This window comes from uncultured Algibacter sp. (assembly GCF_947495675.1).
Lineage (GTDB): Bacteria > Bacteroidota > Bacteroidia > Flavobacteriales > Flavobacteriaceae > Algibacter_B.
In genome coordinates this window covers 63,867-85,959 of the sequence record NZ_CANLZX010000010.1, presented here as the reverse complement: position 1 = coordinate 85,959, position 22,093 = coordinate 63,867, and the positions used below count along the sequence as shown (strand labels likewise).

The window sequence follows — 22,093 nt, the reverse complement described above, 5'->3', positions numbered from 1 at the left end:
TAGTTTCTGTATTTGTAAAACTACTAGAAAAAAAAAGAAATATATAATTTTTAATCTTCTATTCTATTTTCATCAAAGGCCGATGGTAATAATTTTGGAATAAATTTAACAACTAACGGCAGTAACAAGGCACCACCCGGAAGCAAAAATATAGCTAGACTTGGTATGGATTTAAAAATATCAAGAAGCTGCTCTTGTACTTTTTTTTGTTCGTCTTTATTCAAGTCTCTAATGGTAGATTGAGTAAGTAAAACCATAAGCTCTTTACTGTCTTGTAATTCTTGGTACAACCGTTTACTATTTCTGGTAATCAATTTGTTTACCATTTTACTAGAGTTGTTATAAAAACTTTGTACAATATTTTTAGAGCTTAATAGCGCAATATTATTTTTATTAACTGTGTAAAAATGATTAACAGCTTTTATAGACTGCTGAGTTTTTGATATGCTTAAGTTTAAATCATTACCCAATTTTTCTAGAAAGTGTTGTTCTTCAATATCTATGGTTTGATCACTCCAAGTAGCCATACAAGCTAAATCAAGAATGTAGTACTTCTCTAAATCTGTAGTAATATTTTTTATAGCTTTTTTATACCCTAAATGGGTGTCTTCTTGATATCGCAAAGACGATTCAAACAGCTTTATTAAACTCTCGTCGTACTGATTTATAGTTTCTTTAGCGTTTAAAACATCCAAACAAATAGATGTAATAGATGCTTCAATATTTCTTAAGTAGTCTTTAGAAATGGATTCCTTTTCTAAATACTTCTTATATGCTAAGACATCAACAAATAAAAGGGCGTTGATTATAAAATAATTAAAATTCTTGGTGAGTACATTAGCGTCTATTTGAATACGTTTATAGATTATTTTTTCAAGTTGTTCGTGAGATTTTTTACCACCTAATAAATCTCTAAAAAAAGAGGTTTTAATTTCATCAATATCCGAATAAAAACCAATAACACTTTCAATAAAAGGAGTATTAGACTTTGAGTTTGCGTATGCATAATGTAAACCCAAACATAAATTGATTTTGCAAAGTTCTTCCTCTGTAAAATCTTTTTTGAGAACGACTTGACTAACTACATCTAAGTTACTACCATAAATAAATCCACAAGTTCTTAAAGCATCATAAAACGATTCCTCAGAGTACTCTAAGAAACGATTATTGCTTTCAATCTCCTTAAGTAACTTCTTAATCCAACCTGCAGATGATGGGTTCATAGTTCAATTATCAAATAGATTGTAAAAGTAAACTTTTCGATGAATATCTGTATTATTTTTTCTTTAACATAATTTTAACAAAACCACTCTTTTCTTTTTTGCGTAGGTATGGCAGAGAGTGAAATTAACAATAACAAAAATCTCAAAATTATGAAAAATTTAAAAAGAGTATTAGGACTTGGAGTGGTAGCGATAGCTAGTTACTTCATTGTAGCGGCAGATCATATTGATGCGCCAGAAGTAGCAGGAGGTAATAGTGATATTACTGACTTTTATGCCTTTCAAGGGGAAAACACAGATAATCTAGTTTTTGTAGCAAACCTTCAAGGATTGTTAAGTCCTGCAAATACAGGAGCAGCAACATTTAATGAAAATGTATTAGTAGAATTTAATATTGATACAGATCAAGATAACGTTGAAGACTTAGTAATTCAAGCTATTCCAAGAAATGGTAAAATGTATTTCTTTGGTCCTGTAACGCCATCGCAAACGGGTTTAAATAGTAACATTCAAACTAACGCCACAGCAGGTGGTATTGTAGATATTACTGCTTATGGTGATGCTGCAAACATTTCAACTAATGGAGGAATGAGCTTTTTTGCTGGACCAAGAGACGATCCATTCTTTATGGATTTTGCACAATACTCTGAAATTATAGCTGGAAATGCCACAAGTTTTAATATGCCTGGTGCTGATACTTTTGCAGGAAGTAATGTGATGTCTATTGTTGTAGAAGTACCAAAATCTATGATTGGTGGCTCGGGAAAAATTAATACTTGGGTAGAATCTAAAAGAAAATAATAACAAAACCTCTAAAATTTAATAAGATGAAAAATATAAAAATATTAACCTTAGTGTTAACCGTTTCGTTAATGGTATTCAATTGCTCAAATGACGATGATAATATAAAAACAACCACAATAGATTTTTCTGGAACTTATACTCAAGAAGATCAAATGGGTAGACCAGCTGTAAATACTGTATTTAATGCTAGCGCAGATAAAGATGCTTTTAATGTAACTATACCATCTGCACAAAATGCGGCTTTTCAAAGTAAGTTTGAGACTAATTTATTAGCCTTAAGTCCAGCTTATGCTAACGGTGGAATGAATGCGCTTGGACAAGATGTAGCAGCATTTACAGGACTTTTAGCTACAGATGTTTTAAACGTGTCGCTTGATGGAACAACTACTTTTTTTGATGGTGTTGCGGCAAACACACTTTCTGGTAGAGCATTAGCTGATGATGTTATTACGGTTGAGTTATTATTAATCTTTGGTGGTGAAGATTTTACCGAAAACCCAGGATTATCAAATGATAATGTTGATGCTAATGATAAAGCTTTTTTTACCTCATTTCCTTATTTAGCATCACCTCACTAAATATAAAATCACCTCTGAAGTGATTAATTAATTATCACTTCAGAGTTTTATAACCTAAACGAAAACATAAAAACCCACACGAAAATGAAAACCATTAATCAAATAGTATTTATTTTTTTATTACTACTCATAGTAAGTTGTAATAATGAACCAAAACAAATAACAAACACAGAAGAGTATACTGTTTATTTAGAAACATTAGAGAACGAGATGTTGCAATTAGCAAAAGAGGATTTTAAATTCTGGGAAAAAAAGCTAGAAAAAGAACCAAATCAATTTCCATATTTAGCTAAAGCTGCAGCGTCTCAATCTCAAATTTTTAATAAAACTGGAGATATTGAGGCTTTAATTAAGGCAGAGAAATACTTAATAAAAGCAAATAAAGCTACTAATTATAATAATGCAGGGTATTTAAAAGCTTTAGCAAGAAATTATATTTCTCAACACAGATTTAAGGAAGCTTTAGAATTATTGAAAAAATCTGAAATTAATGGTGAAGGTTTAAAGGGTACAGAAAAAATGCTTTTTGATGTGCATTTAGAACTTGGAAATTTTGAAAAGGCAAAATCATATTTAAAAAAGATTCAAAAAGATTCAGATTTTGATTATTTAATACGATTATCAAAATGGTCTGATCATCGTGGAAATTTAGACGCTGCCATAAAATATATGGAACAAGCAAAAGGGATTGCAGAATCATCAAATGTACCTTCAATAAAACAATGGGTGTATACAAATTTAGCTGATTATTATGGTCATGCAGGAAGAATAAAAGACTCATATGAGCATTATTTAAAAGCTTTGGAATTAGATCCAACTGATGCTTATGCAAAAAAAGGAATTGCTTGGATTGTATATTCCTATGAAAAAAATCCAGACGAAGCACTACGTATTTTAAACGAAATTACTAAAACATTTAATGCACCAGATTACCATTTATTAAAAGCAGAAATTGCAGAATTTAAAGGCGATATTGAGTTAAAAGAAAATCAATTAGCACGCTACGTGGAAGCCGTTAAAAATCCTTCTTATGGAGATATGTATAATACACACAATGCCATTTTACTTGCCGAAAATAAAAAAGAAACCTCTGAAGCATTAAAAATTGCTCATATTGAAATAACGAATAGACCAACACCACAGTCGTATGACTTACTGGCTTGGACACACTATAATCATGGTGATATTAAAGAAGCTTTAAAGGTAGCTGAAGAGCACGTGTTTGGGAAAACCTCTGAGCCTGATGTGTTATTTCACTTAGCTAAAATATACAAAACTAATGGTGAGTTAGAAAAAGCAAAACGCTTAAAAGAAGAATTGCTTGAAAGTACTTTTGAACTTGGTCCGCTTATGGAACATGAAATTAATAATATATAAAAGTTGGTTTGATTAGTTTTTAGAGAAAACCTTATTGACGTGTTGATTTTAAGGTTTTTTTGTTAGGTTGAAAGTGTTTGATTGCAGAAATGTGATTAAGCACTTTCTTTTTTAATCAACAAAAATAGTTTCAAGTGCTTTCCCAAAGGCTTCCATACTAACACCAGATTTATTTGTTAAAACGGAAATTACAATTTCTTCTTTAGGATAAATTAAAAGTATAGTAGAAGCCCCAACACCACCACCTGTATGGTAATATTTATACGTGTTGTTTTTTGTGTGTTCAACGGAGAAACCAATACCATAGCCCGTTATTTTTCCTGACTTTAATTTTTGCGAAGTAACCATATTGGCTAATGCATTTTTTGTAACTGTTTTGGGTGAAATAATTTCTTCTCCAAACTTAATTAAATCTTCAGAGGTTGATAAAAAACCGCCGCCAGCAACTTTATATTCATTGGCTACAGAGGTTGAAAGTATACGTTTTTTTCGATAGAAATTCGTTTTGTTTGGTAAGTTTATTTCAGAATCCTCTAACATGGTGTTGGTCATTCCTAAAGGTTTAAAAATAGATTCTTTAACCAATGTGTTAAAATCTTTTTTAGCAGCTTTTTGCATAATTTCACTAAGTAAAACATAGCCAAAAGTATTATAAGAAAATTGCGATGACGGTTCAAATAAAAGCGTGTCATTTTTAAACAAGCCAATCCCTTCTGTAATAGACATCTTTTTGTTTATTGTAAACTCATTACCCTTATAATGCCTAATGCCAGCAAGGTGCCCGCCTAACTCTTTAACAGTAAAATCAAATTGTTTTTTGGGGTAATCGGGAAGATAGGTATATACACTTTCATCTAAATCAATTAACTTTTTGTCAACCAATTTGGCGAGTGTTAATGCGGTAATGGATTTTGAAATACTAGCAATTCTAAAAAGTGTTTTACTTGGGTCAACTTTTGTTTTAGGTTTTCTTTTAGAATAACCAAAACCTTCAGACCATATTAATTCCCCATTATCAGACACAGAAATAGACATACCCGGAATACCTTGCTGTCGTAAAAATTTTTTAGCTTTTTTTTTTGCTGTTTTAATTCTAGGGTCTTTAAGATGCTCTGTTTTTTGGCAAAAACCAACAGTAGTAAAAAAAAGGATTATAATAGCTAAAATGTTTTTCACGGATATATTAAATATTTTTTTCTAGTTTTTTTAAAATCTTCCAACCCTTTTTTCCAAGTTAATTTAATTGCTTCTTCAGTTAAACCAGCTTCTATTTGCTGCTGTAATTTACTGGTTCCTGCGTGTTTTGTAAAATTATCAGTATTAAAAAATAAGGTTTTATCAGTCGAGTTTTGATAAGCTTCAATTATCCATTTAATGGTCATATTATCATTTAACACTTCATTTGTTAAGTCTTTACCGTAACAAACAACATTTTTGTGCTTTGGGTATTTGGCGCCAAAATTAGCTACAGGTGTATAGTTGAATTTATAAAATTTCTTATCTAAGAACGGAGCGCCATATCTTTGAAATTGAAATTCTGTTCCGCGACCAGCATTTACGTTGGTGCCTTCAAAAAGACCAAGACTTGGGTATAGTTTTATGGATTTATCGTTTGGTAAATTAGGCGAGGGTCTAATAGCTAAGCTATAAGGGGTTTTATGGGTGTAATTTTTTAAAGGAATAATGATAATATTACATGTTACATCATTTTTTAACCATTTTTCGCCATTAATCATTTTAGCATATTCGCCAATGGTCATACCATGTACCAAAGGTATGGGGTGCATACCTAAAAAGCTTTTGTTTTTAATCTCTAAAGTAGGTCCATCAATATAATGTCCGTTAGGGTTAGGTCTGTCTAGTATTAAAACAGGTATGTCTTGTTCTGCACAAGCTTCCATAATATAATGTAATGTAGAAATGTAAGTGTAAAACCTAACGCCAACATCTTGAATATCGAAAATTATAATATCTAAATTATCTAACTGTGTGTTAGATGGTTTTTTACTGCTCCCATGAAGAGAAAATATCGGTAAATTAGTTTTTGTATCAATACCATCTTTAACTAGTTCACCTGCATCAGCTTTACCTCGAAAGCCATGTTCTGGAGAAAAAACTTTTGTAATATTTACTTTTAAAGCAAGTAGCGAATCTATAAGGTGAGTATAACTTTTATCTTTTTTAAAAATAACACTTGTTTGGTTAGCCACTACACCAATACGTTTTCCTTTCAATAAAGGCAAATACATATTAGTTCTATTGGCTCCAATTATAATATTTTTGTCTTCATGAACTTGTGTTGGGGTGGTTTTTAATTCATCTGGTTTTAGTTCCGAGCTTAAAGCTTCAGACTTCGACTTACTTCCGCAAGAAATCATGATTAAAACAAATAATAAAACTGTATTTTTGAAAACATTAAACCGCATAAGTAACATTTGAATTACGAGTTTTTTATAGCAAAACGCATTATTAGTAGTAAAGCGTATAAAAGTAGCATATCGGCACCAATAATAAAAATTGGAATCGCTGCAATTGCTATTGGTATGGTAGTTATGATGGTTACAGTTGCCATAAGTATTGGTTTGCAACAAAAAATTAGAGATAAAGTAGTAGCCTTTAATGGACATGTTACAATTTCAAATTATGATAGTAATAACTCACAAGAGAGTTTAAATCCAATATCGATAAATCAAGATTTTTATCCAGAATTTAAAACCGTTAAAGGTATAAAACATGTGCAAGGTGTAGCTTCTAAATTTGGTGTTATACGTACCGAAACCGATTTTGAAGGCGTTAATTTAAAAGGTGTTGGAGCAGATTATAATTGGGACTATTTTAAACAGTTTCTCGTAGAGGGCAAATTACCAGATTACACCCAAAAACGTAATGAAAACGTGTTAATTTCAAAATACCTTGCCAACCGTTTACATTTTAAAGTGGGCGATAAGTTTCAAATGTTCTTTGCAAAAGACGATCCCGAGAAATTACCCAATATCATTACATATAATATTTCAGGTATATTTAATTCGGGATTTCAAGATTTAGATGCGCAATATCTAATTGGAGATATTCGTCACTTACAGCGTATTAACAGATGGGAAAAAGATCAAATTGGAAATTTTGAAATTTTTATAAACGATTATAATGATTTAGAAGAAAAAGGGGCAGAAATACACAAAAACATATCATCATTACTAGACTCTCAAACCATTACAGATCGTTATTATTCAATATTCGAGTGGATTAAAATTTTTGATAAAAACACCTATGGAATTATTGGTATTATGGTTTTAATTGCTGGTTTTAATATGATAACTGCTTTACTCGTTTTAATTTTAGAACGCACACAAATGATTGGTGTTTTAAAAACTCTAGGCAGTAGTAACTGGAGCATCCGAAAAATATTTCTTTACAATGCCTCATACCTTATTTTATTGGGTTTACTATGGGGAAATATTTTAGGTTTAGGGCTTTTGTTTGCACAAAAATATTTCAAACTATTTCCACTAGACCCAAGCGTGTATTACGTAACAGAAGCACCTGTTTATATCAATTTTGGATACATTCTAGCCCTAAATATTGGTGTATTATTACTTTGTTTACTCATGTTACTTGTACCTTCTTACATTATTACAAAAATATCGCCAGTTAAAGCTATTCGTTTTAATTAAAAAAGGCAATACCACAAGGAGTAGACTTTTATTCACGCTTTTCTATTTTTAAATTTGAATTAATGAACATAAATGTTTCATTACAGGTCCTAGTTTGTGCATCTTTATGGGCTTTTTAATACAATCCTTAACACGCAAAATAACTAACATTTAACATTTATCAATATGCTTTTTAGTACTTTTGAAATAATATATTCATTATGGATTACGCAAAAAATATACTAGAAACAATAGGCAATACACCAATGGTAAAACTTAATGTTTTAACTAAAGACTTGCCGTGTTTAGTATTATCAAAATACGAAACTTTTAATCCAGGAAATTCTACAAAAGATAGGATGGCCGTAAAAATGATAGAAGACGCCGAGGCCAATGGTAGCTTAAAACCAGGAGGGACCATTATTGAAGGAACGTCCGGAAATACAGGTATGGGCTTAGCCCTAGCAGCCATTGTTAAAGGTTATAAAATGATTTGTGTAATAAGTGATAAACAGAGCAAAGAAAAAATGGATATTCTTCGTGCTGTTGGTAGTAAAGTGGTTGTTTGCCCAACAAATGTAGAGCCAGAAGATCCAAAATCCTATTATTCTACATCTAAACGACTTGCAGAAGAAACCCCAAATTCATGGTATGTAAACCAATACGATAATCCTAGTAATAGTTTAGCACATTATGAAAGTACAGGGCCAGAAATTTGGAAACAAACCGATGGTAAAGTAACACATTTTGTTGTAGGTGTAGGTACTGGCGGAACTATTTCGGGAGTAGGTAAATACTTGAAAGAAAAAAATCCAAATGTAAAAATATGGGGCGTTGATACTTATGGGTCTGTATTTAAAAAATATCATGAAACAGGCGTGTTTGATGAAAACGAAATATATCCATATATCACCGAAGGTATTGGTGAAGACATTTTACCAAAAAATGTAGATTTTGGTGTTATTGATGGTTTTACAAAAGTAACCGATAAAGATGCTGCTATTTATACACAAAAATTAGCCAAACAAGAAGGTATGTTTCTTGGTAATTCTGCCGGGGCAGCTATAAAGGGACTGCTTCAGTTAAAAGAACATTTTACAAAAGACGATGTGGTGGTCGTGCTTTTTCACGATCATGGAAGCAGATACGTTGGTAAAATGTTTAATGATGAATGGATGCGAGAGCGTGGTTTTATTGAAGATGAAATAACCTCGGCTGCAGATTTAGTATCAAACCATTCAGAAAAACCATTAGTTACTGTTAAAACAGAAGAATTGGTGTCTCATGCTATAGAACGTATGAAAGCTCATAAAATATCTCAAATTCCAGTTGAAGATTCAACGGGTTTTGTTGGTGCTATTGATGAAGCAAATTTGTTAAGAAAGTACATCGAAAATAAAGACATTTCAAATTTACCTATTAAAGATGTGATGCATAAACCATTCCCAATAGTAGATAAAAATACACCTATTGAGGCTGTCTCCAAATTATTTAATAAAGAAAATAATGCCGTAATGGTTAAGCTGGACGATGGTAATTATCAAATCATTACCAAGTACGATATTATTAGCGCACTTTAGTTATTTTAAAACTATAGAATCAATTTCAAGGCTAAAAGATTCCGCCTTTTTATTACCAATTAAAAAAGCAAGCATCTCCATTTGATTACCTTCGTAATTTGGGATATCTAGTTTTCTACCTCTAAAAGCAGGCGATAAGGTTTCAAAAGAAATTTCGATAATCTCCCAATCGCCAGAAGTATTAAAAGGTGCAACATACGAGTGTCTATCAGAAGTATTGGTTTTTACTCTAAACTGATATGGTTTCCCATCTCCTTTTAATCTTATGTAAACTTTAGAAAAATTAGTAACATTTTTCGTTTCAAAATGGTATTGCACCATCGAAAATCCACCATTGTTTTCCAAAGAAACTTTACCGAAGAATAAACCATTTCCAGCATCATTAATTTTAAAACTTCCGTTAGAGCGTCCGCCCATAACCACATCATCAACTGTACTCCAATTGGAAATATCACTTTTAGAATTAAAATCGAATAGCATCATAGGTATTTGGGTTACTATAAATAAAAGGAATATAATATTGTGTTTTAACATAAAATAAAACTAATCCAGAACTGTTGTTTAACTCACCACACCCAAAGTATACAATTGCTCCATAGTTGGAGATTCACTTCCACCTGCTGGTTCTAGAGTAATACCAAACGCTTCACTCTCATTAGCGTTTTCTATTTCGAAGATTTTATTAGTATCAGTAGTAAAACTATCAATAGTTCCTAAACTGGTTGGAGTAAGCGGACTTAATGTTAAAGACCATACTTGATAAACTTTACCCTCTGGAGGGTCAGGTAATCCTTGTGCATCTAAAAAAATACGATTCGAATTTTTATCCCAATATACTTTAGCATAAGTATCAGCAAAATTTCCTTGACCTGCTAGAGGTATTTTGGTAATGTTATCGTCACGTAAAACACTTATTAAAGTGTTAGCTTCCTCTAAACTATTTTTAGAGTTTTCAATTTGTGTTTCTAATAAAGACTGCTGAGTTTCTGCAACTTGAATATAAGATTGTAATTGTTTGTTTTGATTAACGGTCCATAATAAACCAACACCCAAAAGAATAGAAGCTGCCCAACCTGTATAAGTAATCCAGTTGTATTTAGGTTTAGCTATCGAAATAACTTTAGCATCGTCATCATTAAGCCCTAATGATTGTTTTATGCGTTGTAAAATATGGTTGTTATCTCTTTGAGAAGTTGACGCAGTTAACTTAACAATAGCTGCTTCAATCTCTAAAACTTCTTGTAATATTTCAGGATGTTTTTGCATAAGTGCATACACCTCTTCATTTTCTTTTTCAGAAAGTGTGCCAGCTACGTATAGCTCTAAAATTCCAGATTCTATGTATGCTTTTATATCCATTCGTTAATTCAATACCATATTTCTAAGTTCTTGAATACAATTTCTGTTTCTTGTTTTTATTGTGCCAATTGGCATATCTAGAGCTTCAGATGCTTCACTTTGTGTGTAGCCTTTAAAGTATAGAAGTTCAATAACTTGTTTGCATTTTTCAGCAAGTTTACCAACAAACTTTTTTATACCAATAGCATCCGTTGTATTGTCTAAACGTTCATTGCTTTCAATTATATCTACGAAAAAATCAGAGTTGAGGTTTTGTTTTGAGTTTTTAAACGCTTTAGAGCGCGTTTTATCAATAGCGGCATTTCTAGAAATATTTAAAATCCATGTAAAAAAGCGTCCTTTTTTTGAGGAATAACTATCTGCTTTGTGCCATGCTTTAATAAAAACATCTTGCATAACCTCTTCAGCAATATCATGGTCTCTAACAATATTGTAAATCACACCATGCATGCTATCGCAATACATATTGTATAGTTTTTCAAAAGCCTTTTCGTCTTTCTGCTTAAATTTTTCTACAAGAAGGTCTATATCCATTCAAAGGATTTAAAAAAGATTTTAATTAAATGGATTTTTTATTGAATAATTCCAGCACAACTAACACGAGCACCAGCAGCTCCAGAGGGTTGCGATGTTAAATCATCTTCTCCGGCATGAACAATAATACCTTTTCCAATAATATCTTTAGTTTCATCACCACAACCAATACACCATTCGTTAGTAGTAAAAGAAATAGTTCCATTACCATTCTCATCTGCAGTAAAATTACCAATATCTCCTTTGTGATAACCCGATTCTGCTCCCCATTTACCATGTGGTTGTGCTGTAGGATTCCAATGGCCACCAGCAGATTTTCCATCTGGAGAAGAACAATCAGAAGAGTTATGTATATGAATAGCATGTTGTCCGGGCGTTAATCCGCTAATAATAGCAGTCATGCTAACTTGACCATCTACTTCTTTAAATACAACATTCCCACTAACATCACTTCCACTTTTTGCAGATAGAGCAATTTTTATTTTTTTTGGTGCAACAACTGCAGTTTTTGTTACTTCAGTTTCAACAGTTTTTATTTCTTTTTTTTCTTTTTTACAAGATGCTAAACTTATAATTAGGGCGAATAGTATAACGCTTAGTTTTTTCATTTTTTTTAAATTTTATTTACTCGAAAGTTAAGGGATTAATAACTGATTTGCAAGAGTTGGTATGACATAAATCATATTTTAATCTAATCTATAACTATAATTTTGATGTATATTAGTCAGGTATGTTAGAATCTTTAGTCAGTAAATATAATATTGCTGGTCCTCGTTATACGAGTTATCCAACTGTTCCTTATTGGAATAATGAAACTTTTTCCTTAAAAAACTGGAAGACTTCATTGATTCAATCAGTTAATGAAAGCAATTTAAAAGAAGGTGTTAGTTTATATATCCATTTGCCATTTTGCGAAAGCTTATGTACATTTTGTGGATGTAATAAGAGAATTACTAAACAGCATAGTGTGGAATCACCATACATAAATGCAGTTTTAAAAGAGTGGCAGTTGTATTTAGAACTGTTTGATGAGAAACCAGTTATTAAAGAATTGCATTTAGGTGGCGGTACACCAACATTTTTTAGTCCAGATAATTTAAAACACTTAATACTTAAAATTTTAGAAACTTCAGAATTAGCCATAGGCTATGAGTTTAGTTTTGAAGGACACCCAAATAATACAACTCGAGAGCATTTACAAGCGCTGTTTGATGTTGGTTTTAGACGGGTAAGTTATGGTGTGCAAGATTATAATGAAACGGTTCAAAAAGCCATTCATAGAATTCAACCATTTGAAAATGTTAAAAAAGCAACAGAGCTAGCTAGAGAAATTGGATATACTTCTGTTGGACATGATATTATTTTCGGATTGCCATTTCAAACTTTAAAACATGTTGAAGAAACTATTTTAAAAACAAAGGAGTTGTTGCCTGATAGATTGGCCTTTTATAGTTATGCACATGTGCCATGGATAAAAGGAAACGGACAACGTGGATTTAACGATAGCGATTTGCCATCTGCTAAGTTAAAAAGAAGTCAGTACGAATTAGGTAAAGATTTATTAGCTCAAGTTGGTTATGAGGAAATAGGGATGGATCATTTTGCATTATCAACAGATTCACTTTATAAATCTATGGAGAATGGCGATTTACATAGAAATTTTATGGGCTATACAGCTTCTAAAACACAAGCTATGATTGGTTTAGGAGTTTCTTCTATTAGTGATAGTTGGTATGGTTTTTCTCAAAATGTAAAAGATATTGATAGCTATTATAAACTGCTTAACGATAATGTAATACCTGTTTATAGAGGGCATATTTTAAATGAAGAAGATTTAATTATCCGTAAACATATTTTGAATTTAATGTGTAAATTTGAAACAACTTGGACAAAAGATAGCTTATATTTTAATGAGTTGCCAGAAGCATTGATTCAATTAAAAGAAATGGAAAAAGATGAGTTACTTAAAATTAGCAATAATAAAATTGAGGTAACCTTAAAGGGTCGGCCATTTGTTAGAAATGTATGTATGGCATTTGATGTGTTATTACAAAGAAAACAACCAGATACACAATTGTTTTCTATGACTGTTTAACTAAAAAAAAGAAATCATGAAAAAAATTATTATCCCAATAGATTTTTCTGAACACTCAGAATACGCATTAAGAACAGCTGCAAAACTTGCTAAAAAATATGATGCTGAATTACTTGCACTACATATGCTTGAAATGTCTGATATAGTTTTAACAACTTCAGATGGACTTCAAAATCAAAAAACAGCATTTTTTCTTCAGCTAGCAGAACAAAAGTTTAAAGATTTTTTAGATAAAGACTATTTAAAAGATATTAAATTAACTCCTATTATTAAACATTTTAAAGTGTTTAGTGAGGTTAATGATATTGCTTTAAAACAGGAAGCAGATTTAATTGTAATGGGATCACATGGGGCAAGTGGTCTAAAAGAATATTTTGTTGGTTCTAATACAGAGCGAGTTGTGCGTAATGCAAACATCCCTGTTTTAGTAGTAAAAAACAATGTATCTGATGTGAATTTTGATGTGGTTACTTTTGCATGCGATTTTTCAGAAGAAACAATAAAACCTTATTTAAATGCAACTAAAATGCTTAGTAAAGTAGATACTAAAGTTTATTTAGTTCATGTTAATTTACCTAATGATAGGTTTATGAGTACTTTAGAAATTGAGAAAAAAGTAGTTAATTTCTTTACAAAAGCAGAAGGCAATTTAGATAAAATGAAAGATGTTTTTTATGTGGCTGATTATTCTGTAGAAGAAGGCATTTTGAATTGTGCTAATAAAATAGGAGCAGACCTTATTGTTATGCCAACGCATGGCAGAAAAGGATTAGCGCATTTCTTTGAAGGTAGTATAGGAGAAGATGTTGCAAATCACTCTACATTGCCAGTAATGACCTTTAAAATTTAAATATATTATCATTCCTATAAGTAATAGGAATGATAATTTTTAATTCATTTGTACTTCAGAAAGCGCTAACACATTAAATAAATTAGCTTTAGTTTTAAAGAAGCTGTTTTCAATTTCTATGGCCTTAAGTTTGGCTTCAATTAATTTTGATTCTCTGGAGTTTACCAAAAATAAGGAGCTTTCACCAAGAAAAAATTTGCGTTCTTCTGCTGATAGCATTTTTGAGTAATCATTTACTATAACATCTGTAAAATCGTTTTGTAAAACATAAGAATCTAGTTCTTGATTAATAGCATCAATCTTGTTTTTAAGACTTACTCTTGTATTTTGAATATCAAATTTAGTGTTCTGTAATTTTATTTTTGCTAATTTCAAGTCTCCACGTTCCTTCCTTAAAAATAAAGGAAAACTAATGTTTACGCCACTTTTATAAGCAGATGTGCTAAATGATCTTGCTACTTCTGGGGTTTGAGATAGAAAATTATATTGTAAATCTATTTGAGGTAATAAATTATTCAGCTTTAATCTTTTTTCAATATTTAAACTTCTGTATTTGTAATCTAGTGATTGAAGTTTAGGGTGACTTTCAAAATCAAAACTTTCTATATCTAAACCAGAGGTGTTTAAAGTATTGTCTATAGTATTAAAAGTGTTAATGTCTGGAATAATACCTTCTTTAATTTCTATTGGTGTATTATCATTTAACCATAAGTAATTTGATAATTCTAAAGACGATTTAATAAACTTAATTCTTGATTTTTCTAAATTAAGTTTTCTGTTATTCAATGTTATTCTTGCTTCTAAAGTATCTATAGCTGGTTTTTCTCCAACTTCAAAACTTTTTATAATACCTTTAAAACGCATATCGGCGTTAGTTAAAAAATCTTCGTATACATTTTTTTCATTATAAGTTTTTAGCCAATTAAAATAAGCTACAGTTGCATCATATAAAATGTTGTTAACAAGTAACTGTCTATCTGCTTTAGCTTGTTTTACATAAAGTCTAGACTGCCTTAACATGGCCATTCTGCTATTGCTTAGTAATCCTTTTGCAACAGGAATAGATACGCCTGCGCTATATAAACCATCTTGAGGTACAAAACTTTGCGGGTTTAAAAAATCGCCTGTATTTTCTTCGAAATTCCCTTTAAATTCTACACCAAACCAAGTTGGAATTTTAAAAGAAGCATTTAGTCTATCGTAATATTCGGTGCCTTTAAATTTCTTTCTATCATAATCTACCTCTAACTTAGGGTCAAAAGCACCACGAGCTTTCATAAGTTTAGCTTCACTTTCGTTTATAATCAAATTAGCTTGCTTAACAATAGGGTGGAAGGACTTAACATACCCTAAATATTCAGATAATGTGATTGTTTTTGTACTATCTTGAGCGTTACTAAATACGCTAAAACAAAGAAATAAAGTTAATAAGGTTACTCTCATTTTTTGTCTTTTATTGATGAAGATTTACCATCTTCAGGTTGATAATAATTTGGAGGGAAACTATTTATTTGGCGCCATAATTCAAACCATATTGGAACATCTTCTAATAGGGCTATAGTTTTTGCTCCAGAACCAACTCTAATAGCTTCTGGCCAGGTATGGTCTGAGTCATCAGGCGCTAATAAGACTCTGTATTTGCCATTATCACTTATAAAACGTTCAATAGCTACAACCTTTGCACCATAAGTACCATAAGAAACATTAGGCCATCCACTAAAAACTATAGCTGGCCAACCATCAAACTGTACACGAACTTTTTCGCCAACATGAAGTAAGGGTAAATCTATAGGTCTAACATAGGTTTCAACGGCTAGATCGTATTTTGAAGGCATAATGCCTACCAATTCTGCGCCTTCTTTAAATGTTACACCAATCCCTCCGGTTAATACTTTATTTATAAAACCGTTTTGTGGTGCAGTAACATATAATAAACTATTACGTTTTTTATAATTACTATATGAATTTTCTAGTTTTGTTACTTGTGCTTGCGTGTCGTAACCGCTAGATTGTGCAGTATACATATCGCTTTGCGATTTCGAAATTTTATCAGCAAAAGCCGCAATTGTTCTAGATAATTCTAATTTAGCATTAATTACTTCATTTTTACTGGCTAGATATTTATTTTCTTGAGATATAAGTTTGGCTTGTGTTTCTTGCAGTTTTAAACGTTTTTCTTCTACATCTTTAACGGCTTTTAATCCCTCTTTTTCTAAAGTTTCAATACGATTATATTGAGTTTCTGCGATTTTTAAATTTGTTTTAGCAGCCTCTAAATCAATACTATCACTTTTTACTTTTAATTTAGATTGTAATAATTTGTTTCTAGTTTGCTCCATCTTTAAATTTTGCTCACTTTTTAAAGCAGAAATTTGACGGTTTAAAGCTTCAACCTTATCCTTGTAAGCTATTACTGATGACGACTTTGCTTTAATTTGATCATTAGTTCTTTCAACTAATTTGTCATCGAAATAATCACTTTTAACTTCAGATATTCTTAAAATAGTATCACCTGCTTTTACTTCATCACCTTCTTGTACATACCACTCTTCAATACGGCCTGGAATTTGAGACTGGATATGTTGCGGTCGTTGATTTGGCTTTAAAGTAGTAACAATGCCTTGACCCGTAATATTCTGAGTCCATGGTAAAAACAAAACGATAAAACCTATTATGGCTGCAGTAAGTAAAAATCTATTAAAGTATTTATAATACTTAACATTCATGATTTTTTTTCCAGACTTAAATTCGGCTATGTCTATTTTTTTATTCAATTGGTTGTTTGATATATTGAGCATAACTTAAGAGGTTTTAGATTTGATTCTACCTTTTTCTAAGGTGATAATTTCGTTACATTTATCTGTCCAAACAGTACTAAAGCTAACTACAATAAGTGCCCATGGCCTTTCTGGGTGAGATAAATAATCAACAATAGCTTTAGTTTCAGATCTATTAAATCTATCTAATGCATCTTCAAGAATAAGTACTTTTGGATTTTTTAATATTGCACGAGCTAAAACAATTTTTTTAGACAATGAGTAAGACATTTGCCTACCATCAGGATAAAGAACTGTATTTAAACCTTCAGGCTGTTCTTTGATAAATGATTTAAGTCCAACTATATCAAGTATTTCATATATTTTTTCGTCGGTTATATTAGTGTTAGAAAAGGTTAAATTTTCTCTAATAGAACCTTCAAAAGGATTTTCATCTGATAGTGATAAACCTAATTGCGACCTATAAAAGTTTAAGTGTATGCTGTTAATAGACATATCGTTTACATAAACATGGCCACCAGTAGCTTCAATAACACCAGCAATTAATCTTAATAAAGTAGATTTTCCAGAACCACTTTCTCCTTTAATTAGGATTCTACTTTTAGAGTTTATTTTTAATGATATGTCTTTTAAAATATGCTTATCTCTATTATCAACCTCATAAGCTACATTTTCTAATTCAATTTGAATTCCTTTAGTGAATTGTGGTGTTTCGCCGGATTGACTTTCTAAATCTTTATCAACTATTTGCCCGATTTTTTCTAAAGATGTTAAGGTGTCGTAAAATGATTCTAATCCTAAAATGAGTTTTTCAACTGATGCAATTACTAATAGTATAATAATTTCTGCAGCTACAAACTGACCAATATTCATTTCTTGGTTTAAAACTAATGCACCACCAATTAATAATAAACTTGCAGTTACAATAACTTTAAAACTTATCATTTGAATAAACTGAAGCATTAATATTTTAAAGTGACTTTCTCTAGCTTTTAAATAATCGCTAACCAAATCATCATTTTTATTTATGCCTAAGCTTGTACTTCCTGATAATTTAAAACTTATTACAGACCTTGCAATTTCTTGAATCCAATGTGCTACTTTATACTTGTTTTTAGATTCTTTTAAACTAGTTTCGAGCCCTTTTATGGCTGTAAATTTGAATACAACAAATATTAAAACTAATAGGAGCAATCCAAAAATTATAAAGAATGGATGGTAAAATGATAGTAGAATTAAAGCAAATAAAATTTGTAGTACAGCTGTTGGCACATCAATCAAGATTTTTGATAAACTCTTTTGAATTGTTAATGTGTCAAAAAATCTATTTGCTAGTTCTGGTGGGTAATAATCACGCAATTCAGACATTTTTATTTTAGGAAAACGATAGGCAAACTCAAAAGATGCCCTAGTAAAAATACGTTGTTGAATAGTTTCAATAATTCTTAATTGCATTAATTGTAAAGCACCAGAAAATGCAACTCCAATTGTTACAATAATTACTAAAATTATCCAAGAGGTTGATATTTGAGCACCTTGTATTAAGTTAATAATAGCTTGAATTCCTAATGGTAATGATAAGGCAACTACACCAGCAAAGATGGCATAATAAAAAATTTGTAAAATATCTCTTTTTTCAAGTTGAAGTAAACCTATTAAACGCTGCCAAGGGGTCATTTGTTTGTTTTCCATAGTTAAGATTTCAATGTGTTTAGTACAAGGTTTTTCATAAAATCGGTAGGGGTAAGTCCATTATTGCAATCTGTTATTGAAATAAAATGGTCTTTTAAAAAGTGTTGGTGTAAACTACCTTCTAAAATGGTGCTCGCTAAACTTGAAGGGTATTCATAATTTGGTTTTATTGCAATAATCATATCTCTTAAACGATGAACAATGCGCTTATAAATTATAAAATAGCCATCTTTGTTTTCTTTGTCTACTTCTTTAGTAAGAAATGATTTTGAATTTTCATTAACCATAATTTTGTTTAAAACAACTTCGTTAATGTGTGAGAATTTTGAATCTTCTTTTATGGATCTGGTTACAATTTCAATAGCTTTTTCAATTTTATTACCAGCTTTTAGGCTATGAGTTTCAAACACTAATTGATACTCAATCCATGCCCAATACCACGATGACAAATAAAGTAATAATTTATGCTTACTTTCAAAATAACGATAGATAGAACTTTCGTTTGAACCAATAATGTTACCAAGTTTTTTAAAAGTAAAACTATCAAAACCTATATCATTTATAAGAAGTATGCTGTGTTCTATAATGCGTTTACCTAAATCTGAAGATTCTGGATCTTTTACATAGATTTTTTCAGGTACAGAAATTTTTAAGTTTGAAAGTAATGAATCCATAATTAATTAATTTATTCGCAAATATAATAGTAATACTATTACAATAGAAAATAAAGCTATTGATTTTGCTAATAGTAATCATAATAAAATCTTATGAACAAAATTATTTTTTGTTAATATTCTGTAAAACAATTATTTGTGAATTGTTTGCTTGTTGAAAACCAAAGAAAGTAAACAACTAATATATCTTAATTAGTGGCAGTCTATGCCATTAGTAACTAAATCGTTAATTGGAGTTGGAGAGATGTAAGGGATACCTAGCCCCAACCCTCTTAAAATAAATAACAAGCCAATAATAACGACAAAAACAGGAATAGCTTTTTGAATTTGCTGTTTTATGGTTCCTTTTAAGAAGTGACTTAAATAAATTGCAGTTGTCATTAAAGGTATAGTGCCTAAACCAAAAACAGCCATATATAAACTTCCGCTTGCCGCATTACCACTAGCTAATGCGGCAAATAAAGCCATATATACTAATCCACAAGGAAGGAAACCGTTTAAAAAACCTATGGTTAAAAATGTATCCATGGTTTTTTTCTTTAAAGCAGATCCTAATGACGATTTAACTTTAGAAATAATTTTATATATAGGTTTAGAGAAATTATACTTATTAAATGTTTTTTGAGGAATAACAACTACTAAAATCATTAAAACACCAATAATTATAGATAGTTGTTGCTGGTAGCCAAAGATAAAGAGACTCTTGCCAATAAGTCCAAAAATTAACCCAATTAAACTATAGGCTAAAAGTCTACCTATATGATATATAGTGATTTGTGATATTTTTTTAACCTTATTAGTTCGGTCTACAGGCAACATAAAAGCAATAGGCCCACACATGCCAACACAATGGAAACTTCCTAATAGCCCAAGTATAAATGCCGAAAATAGCATGTTAATAATTTATAGATTCTTTAAATAAATAATTTTTTCCATTATATTGCCAATCTATTTTTATGTTCCAACGACCATCTACCAAACGTTTGTCAGGTATGAGCAAATTAAGATTAGACAATGAAATAGCAGTCTCAAAGTCTAGTTGTTTGTTAGATGGTCTATATAGGAACAATTTTCCTTTAATATTTTTGTAATCTAATCCTTTTGGGAATTTTATTATTAACCCATTAGTTGTTTTTTCGTAACTAATGTTAGTGCTTAAATCTTTAGTATTCTCTAGTTTATTTATATCGTTTTGGTATTGTAACTCGTCTGCATAATAATCATCACTTACTAAATCATGATCATATTTATCATTTACATTCATAGTAATAATAAAGTACATGATAAATGAAATAAACCCTATAAACGCTAATACAATTCCTGTTCCCCAATTAAATTTCATAATTTCTTTTATTTAGCATTACCCTTTTGGGCTGGTCTCTTACTACTTTGTTTGTGAACTTATACGTACTGTTTAAATTCTAATACATTTTTTAATTACCAAAACTGTTTTTTATACTTATATCTTATTTAAAACTTCTAGGTCCTAAAAAATTTGCCGTTGTAGTTTCAATAAGTTTATCACCTTTATAAACACCAATTTTAATTTTATTTCTATCTCCTGTCAATGCAGAATTATTAATCTCGATAAACAAAGTACCTTCAGCAATTCCTTGACTTGGAACAATAAAATCATCACTTGTTGATACCAATTTTAATTCACCTTTATGCGACATTAATTTAAAACTAACATCCTCAATATTTTCAGACGTTTTGTTTACCAACTTATAAGTAAAAACATTACTTATTATATTGTTTTCTTTATGTTCATACAGTTGTCCTGGTAGTCTAAGAACATTTGCTTCAACATCATTTCTTAAAAATAACATACCAATTAACAACCCTGTTAATATGGCTAGTACAGCTATATATCCCTTAATTCTGGGTGTTAATTTAAAAGGCGTATTGTTTTCTATGTTTTCTTCACTAGCATATCTAATTAACCCTTTTGGCAAATTAATACTCTCCATTATATGGTCGCATTCATCAATACAAGCTGTACAGTTAACACATTCTAATTGTGTACCATTCCTAATATCAATTCCTGTTGGGCATACATGAACACATTGTAAACAATCAATACAATCTCCAAAACCTAAAGCTTCGCGATCTTCATTTTTTCTAAACTTTTTTCTACCATTTTCGGCTTCACCACGTTTATAATCATAAGCAACAACTATTGATTTGTTATCTAATAATGCACCTTGAAGTCTACCATAAGGGCAAGCAATAATGCAAACTTGCTCTCTAAACCACGCAAACACAAAATAAAAAACGGCCGTAAAAATTAATAAAGAAATTAATGTACTTATATTTTCTAATGGCCCTTCGGAAATGTGTTCAATAAGTTTGTCGCTACTTATTAAATAAGCTAAAAATACATTTGCAATTATGAATGATATTAAAGCAAATATGATAAATTTAAGTCCTTTTTTTCTAATTTTTTCAGCATCCCATTTTTGTCTAGCTAATTTACGCTGTTTGTTTCTGTCTCCTTCAATCCAGTATTCAATTCTTCTAAAAACCATTTCCATAAAAATGGTTTGTGGACAAATCCAACCACAAAATATCCTACCAAAAGCAACTGTAAATAGTGTGATAAAAACGACACCAATTATCATAGAAATAACAAACAAATGAAAATCTTGTGGCCAAAAAGGAAACCCGAATATGTTAAATCGGCGTTCCAAAACATTGAACATTAAAAACTGATTACCGTTTATTTTTATAAAAGGCGATAAAATTAAAAAGGCTAATAGAAAGTAGCTTACATATTTTCTATATTCATAAAATTTTCCATTAGGTTTTTTGGGAAAAACCCAAGCGCGTTTACCGTCTTCAGTAATCGTACCAATCGAGTCTCTAAATACTTCGTTTTCAGGGGTTTCCACGATTTTTTG

The 22,093-nt window shown here is 30.6% G+C and carries 21 protein-coding genes; 7 read left to right on the top strand and 14 right to left on the bottom strand.

From position 1 onward, the window contains the following. Positions 1 to 50 precede the first annotated feature (50 nt). On the bottom strand, positions 51 to 1,223 hold the full coding sequence (locus tag Q0842_RS08635) for an LETM1-related biofilm-associated protein (RefSeq protein ID WP_298496908.1): 1,173 nt from the start codon (positions 1,221 to 1,223) through the stop codon (positions 51 to 53). Positions 1,224 to 1,373: 150 nt separating this feature from the next. Between Q0842_RS08635 and Q0842_RS08630 the strand changes: the two genes are divergently transcribed. The 3 genes from Q0842_RS08630 (at position 1,374) to Q0842_RS08620 (ending at position 3,982) form a co-directional block, all read left to right on the top strand. Further along, positions 1,374 to 2,024 (top strand): DUF4331 family protein, encoded by a 651-nt coding sequence (locus Q0842_RS08630; RefSeq protein WP_298496906.1) that lies wholly within the window; start codon positions 1,374 to 1,376, stop codon positions 2,022 to 2,024. A 26-nt stretch (positions 2,025 to 2,050) separates the two neighbouring features. Continuing rightward, positions 2,051 to 2,605 (top strand): DUF4331 family protein, encoded by a 555-nt coding sequence (locus Q0842_RS08625; RefSeq protein ID WP_298496903.1) that lies wholly within the window; start codon positions 2,051 to 2,053, stop codon positions 2,603 to 2,605. Between the two features lie 84 nt (positions 2,606 to 2,689). Beyond that, positions 2,690 to 3,982 (top strand): cell surface protein, encoded by a 1,293-nt coding sequence (locus Q0842_RS08620; RefSeq protein WP_298496902.1) that lies wholly within the window; start codon positions 2,690 to 2,692, stop codon positions 3,980 to 3,982. Positions 3,983 to 4,093: 111 nt separating this feature from the next. Here the strand turns inward: Q0842_RS08620 and Q0842_RS08615 are convergent, their stop codons facing one another. Both Q0842_RS08615 and Q0842_RS08610 read right to left on the bottom strand, forming a co-directional pair. After that, on the bottom strand, positions 4,094 to 5,158 hold the full coding sequence (locus tag Q0842_RS08615; protein WP_298496899.1) for a serine hydrolase: 1,065 nt from the start codon (positions 5,156 to 5,158) through the stop codon (positions 4,094 to 4,096). Further along, entirely contained in the window at positions 5,155 to 6,408 is a 1,254-nt protein-coding gene (locus Q0842_RS08610) for a DUF1343 domain-containing protein (protein ID WP_298497061.1), read from the bottom strand. Before Q0842_RS08610 ends, Q0842_RS08615 begins: the two co-directional genes overlap by 4 nt. A gap of 9 nt (positions 6,409 to 6,417) precedes the next feature. Here Q0842_RS08610 and Q0842_RS08605 point away from each other — a divergent pair, with 9 nt between their 5' ends. Together Q0842_RS08605 and Q0842_RS08600 are read left to right on the top strand one after the other, a co-directional pair. Further along, positions 6,418 to 7,653: an FtsX-like permease family protein gene (locus Q0842_RS08605; RefSeq protein ID WP_298496896.1), complete on the top strand. Its 1,236-nt coding sequence runs from the start codon at positions 6,418 to 6,420 to the stop codon at positions 7,651 to 7,653. A 200-nt stretch (positions 7,654 to 7,853) separates the two neighbouring features. After that, positions 7,854 to 9,212, top strand: coding sequence for a pyridoxal-phosphate dependent enzyme (locus Q0842_RS08600; RefSeq protein WP_298496894.1), 1,359 nt, complete (start codon positions 7,854 to 7,856; stop codon positions 9,210 to 9,212). Here the strand turns inward: Q0842_RS08600 and Q0842_RS08595 are convergent, their stop codons facing one another. Genes Q0842_RS08595 through Q0842_RS08580 form a run of 4 tightly spaced genes read right to left on the bottom strand, consistent with a single transcriptional unit; the run spans position 9,213 to position 11,713 of the window. Then, on the bottom strand, positions 9,213 to 9,746 hold the full coding sequence (locus tag Q0842_RS08595) for a CIA30 family protein (protein ID WP_298496891.1): 534 nt from the start codon (positions 9,744 to 9,746) through the stop codon (positions 9,213 to 9,215). Between the two features lie 27 nt (positions 9,747 to 9,773). After that, positions 9,774 to 10,571, bottom strand: coding sequence for an anti-sigma factor (locus Q0842_RS08590; RefSeq protein ID WP_298496888.1), 798 nt, complete (start codon positions 10,569 to 10,571; stop codon positions 9,774 to 9,776). A 3-nt stretch (positions 10,572 to 10,574) separates the two neighbouring features. Further along, positions 10,575 to 11,105, bottom strand: coding sequence for an RNA polymerase sigma factor (locus tag Q0842_RS08585; protein WP_298496886.1), 531 nt, complete (start codon positions 11,103 to 11,105; stop codon positions 10,575 to 10,577). A gap of 38 nt (positions 11,106 to 11,143) precedes the next feature. Then, a complete protein-coding gene (locus Q0842_RS08580) occupies positions 11,144 to 11,713 on the bottom strand; it encodes a superoxide dismutase family protein (RefSeq protein WP_298496884.1) in 570 nt (189 codons plus the stop codon). 122 nt (positions 11,714 to 11,835) lie between these two features. Here Q0842_RS08580 and hemN point away from each other — a divergent pair, with 122 nt between their 5' ends. Beyond that, entirely contained in the window at positions 11,836 to 13,200 is a 1,365-nt protein-coding gene (hemN, locus tag Q0842_RS08575; RefSeq protein WP_298496881.1) for an oxygen-independent coproporphyrinogen III oxidase, read from the top strand. A 16-nt stretch (positions 13,201 to 13,216) separates the two neighbouring features. Continuing rightward, positions 13,217 to 14,050, top strand: coding sequence for a universal stress protein (locus Q0842_RS08570; protein WP_298496879.1), 834 nt, complete (start codon positions 13,217 to 13,219; stop codon positions 14,048 to 14,050). Between the two features lie 39 nt (positions 14,051 to 14,089). Here Q0842_RS08570 and Q0842_RS08565 read toward each other — a convergent pair whose 3' ends face one another. The 7 genes from Q0842_RS08565 to ccoG all read right to left on the bottom strand — a co-directional run bounded on the left by Q0842_RS08565 (position 14,090) and on the right by ccoG (position 22,084). Continuing rightward, positions 14,090 to 15,493, bottom strand: a complete 1,404-nt coding sequence (locus tag Q0842_RS08565; RefSeq protein WP_298496875.1) for a TolC family protein — start codon at positions 15,491 to 15,493, stop codon at positions 14,090 to 14,092. Beyond that, the gene (locus Q0842_RS08560; protein ID WP_298496873.1) at positions 15,490 to 16,848 is read right to left on the bottom strand and encodes a biotin/lipoyl-binding protein; all 1,359 of its coding nucleotides are present in this window, start codon (positions 16,846 to 16,848) and stop codon (positions 15,490 to 15,492) included. The genes Q0842_RS08565 and Q0842_RS08560 overlap by 4 nt, the downstream gene beginning before the upstream one ends. 3 nt (positions 16,849 to 16,851) lie before the next feature. Continuing rightward, a complete protein-coding gene (locus tag Q0842_RS08555; protein ID WP_298496869.1) occupies positions 16,852 to 18,519 on the bottom strand; it encodes an ATP-binding cassette domain-containing protein in 1,668 nt (555 codons plus the stop codon). A gap of 2 nt (positions 18,520 to 18,521) precedes the next feature. After that, positions 18,522 to 19,193 carry a TetR/AcrR family transcriptional regulator gene (locus tag Q0842_RS08550; protein WP_298496867.1) on the bottom strand — a complete coding sequence of 224 codons (672 nt, stop codon included), beginning with the start codon at positions 19,191 to 19,193 and terminating at the stop codon, positions 18,522 to 18,524. A gap of 192 nt (positions 19,194 to 19,385) precedes the next feature. Further along, positions 19,386 to 20,087 (bottom strand): sulfite exporter TauE/SafE family protein, encoded by a 702-nt coding sequence (locus Q0842_RS08545; protein WP_298496865.1) that lies wholly within the window; start codon positions 20,085 to 20,087, stop codon positions 19,386 to 19,388. A gap of 1 nt (position 20,088) precedes the next feature. Continuing rightward, positions 20,089 to 20,535, bottom strand: a complete 447-nt coding sequence (locus tag Q0842_RS08540) for a FixH family protein (protein WP_298496863.1) — start codon at positions 20,533 to 20,535, stop codon at positions 20,089 to 20,091. A gap of 124 nt (positions 20,536 to 20,659) precedes the next feature. Further along, complete coding sequence (gene ccoG / locus Q0842_RS08535) at positions 20,660 to 22,084, bottom strand: cytochrome c oxidase accessory protein CcoG (protein WP_298496862.1); 1,425 nt, start codon at positions 22,082 to 22,084, stop codon at positions 20,660 to 20,662. Between the last annotated feature and the right edge of the window lie 9 nt (positions 22,085 to 22,093).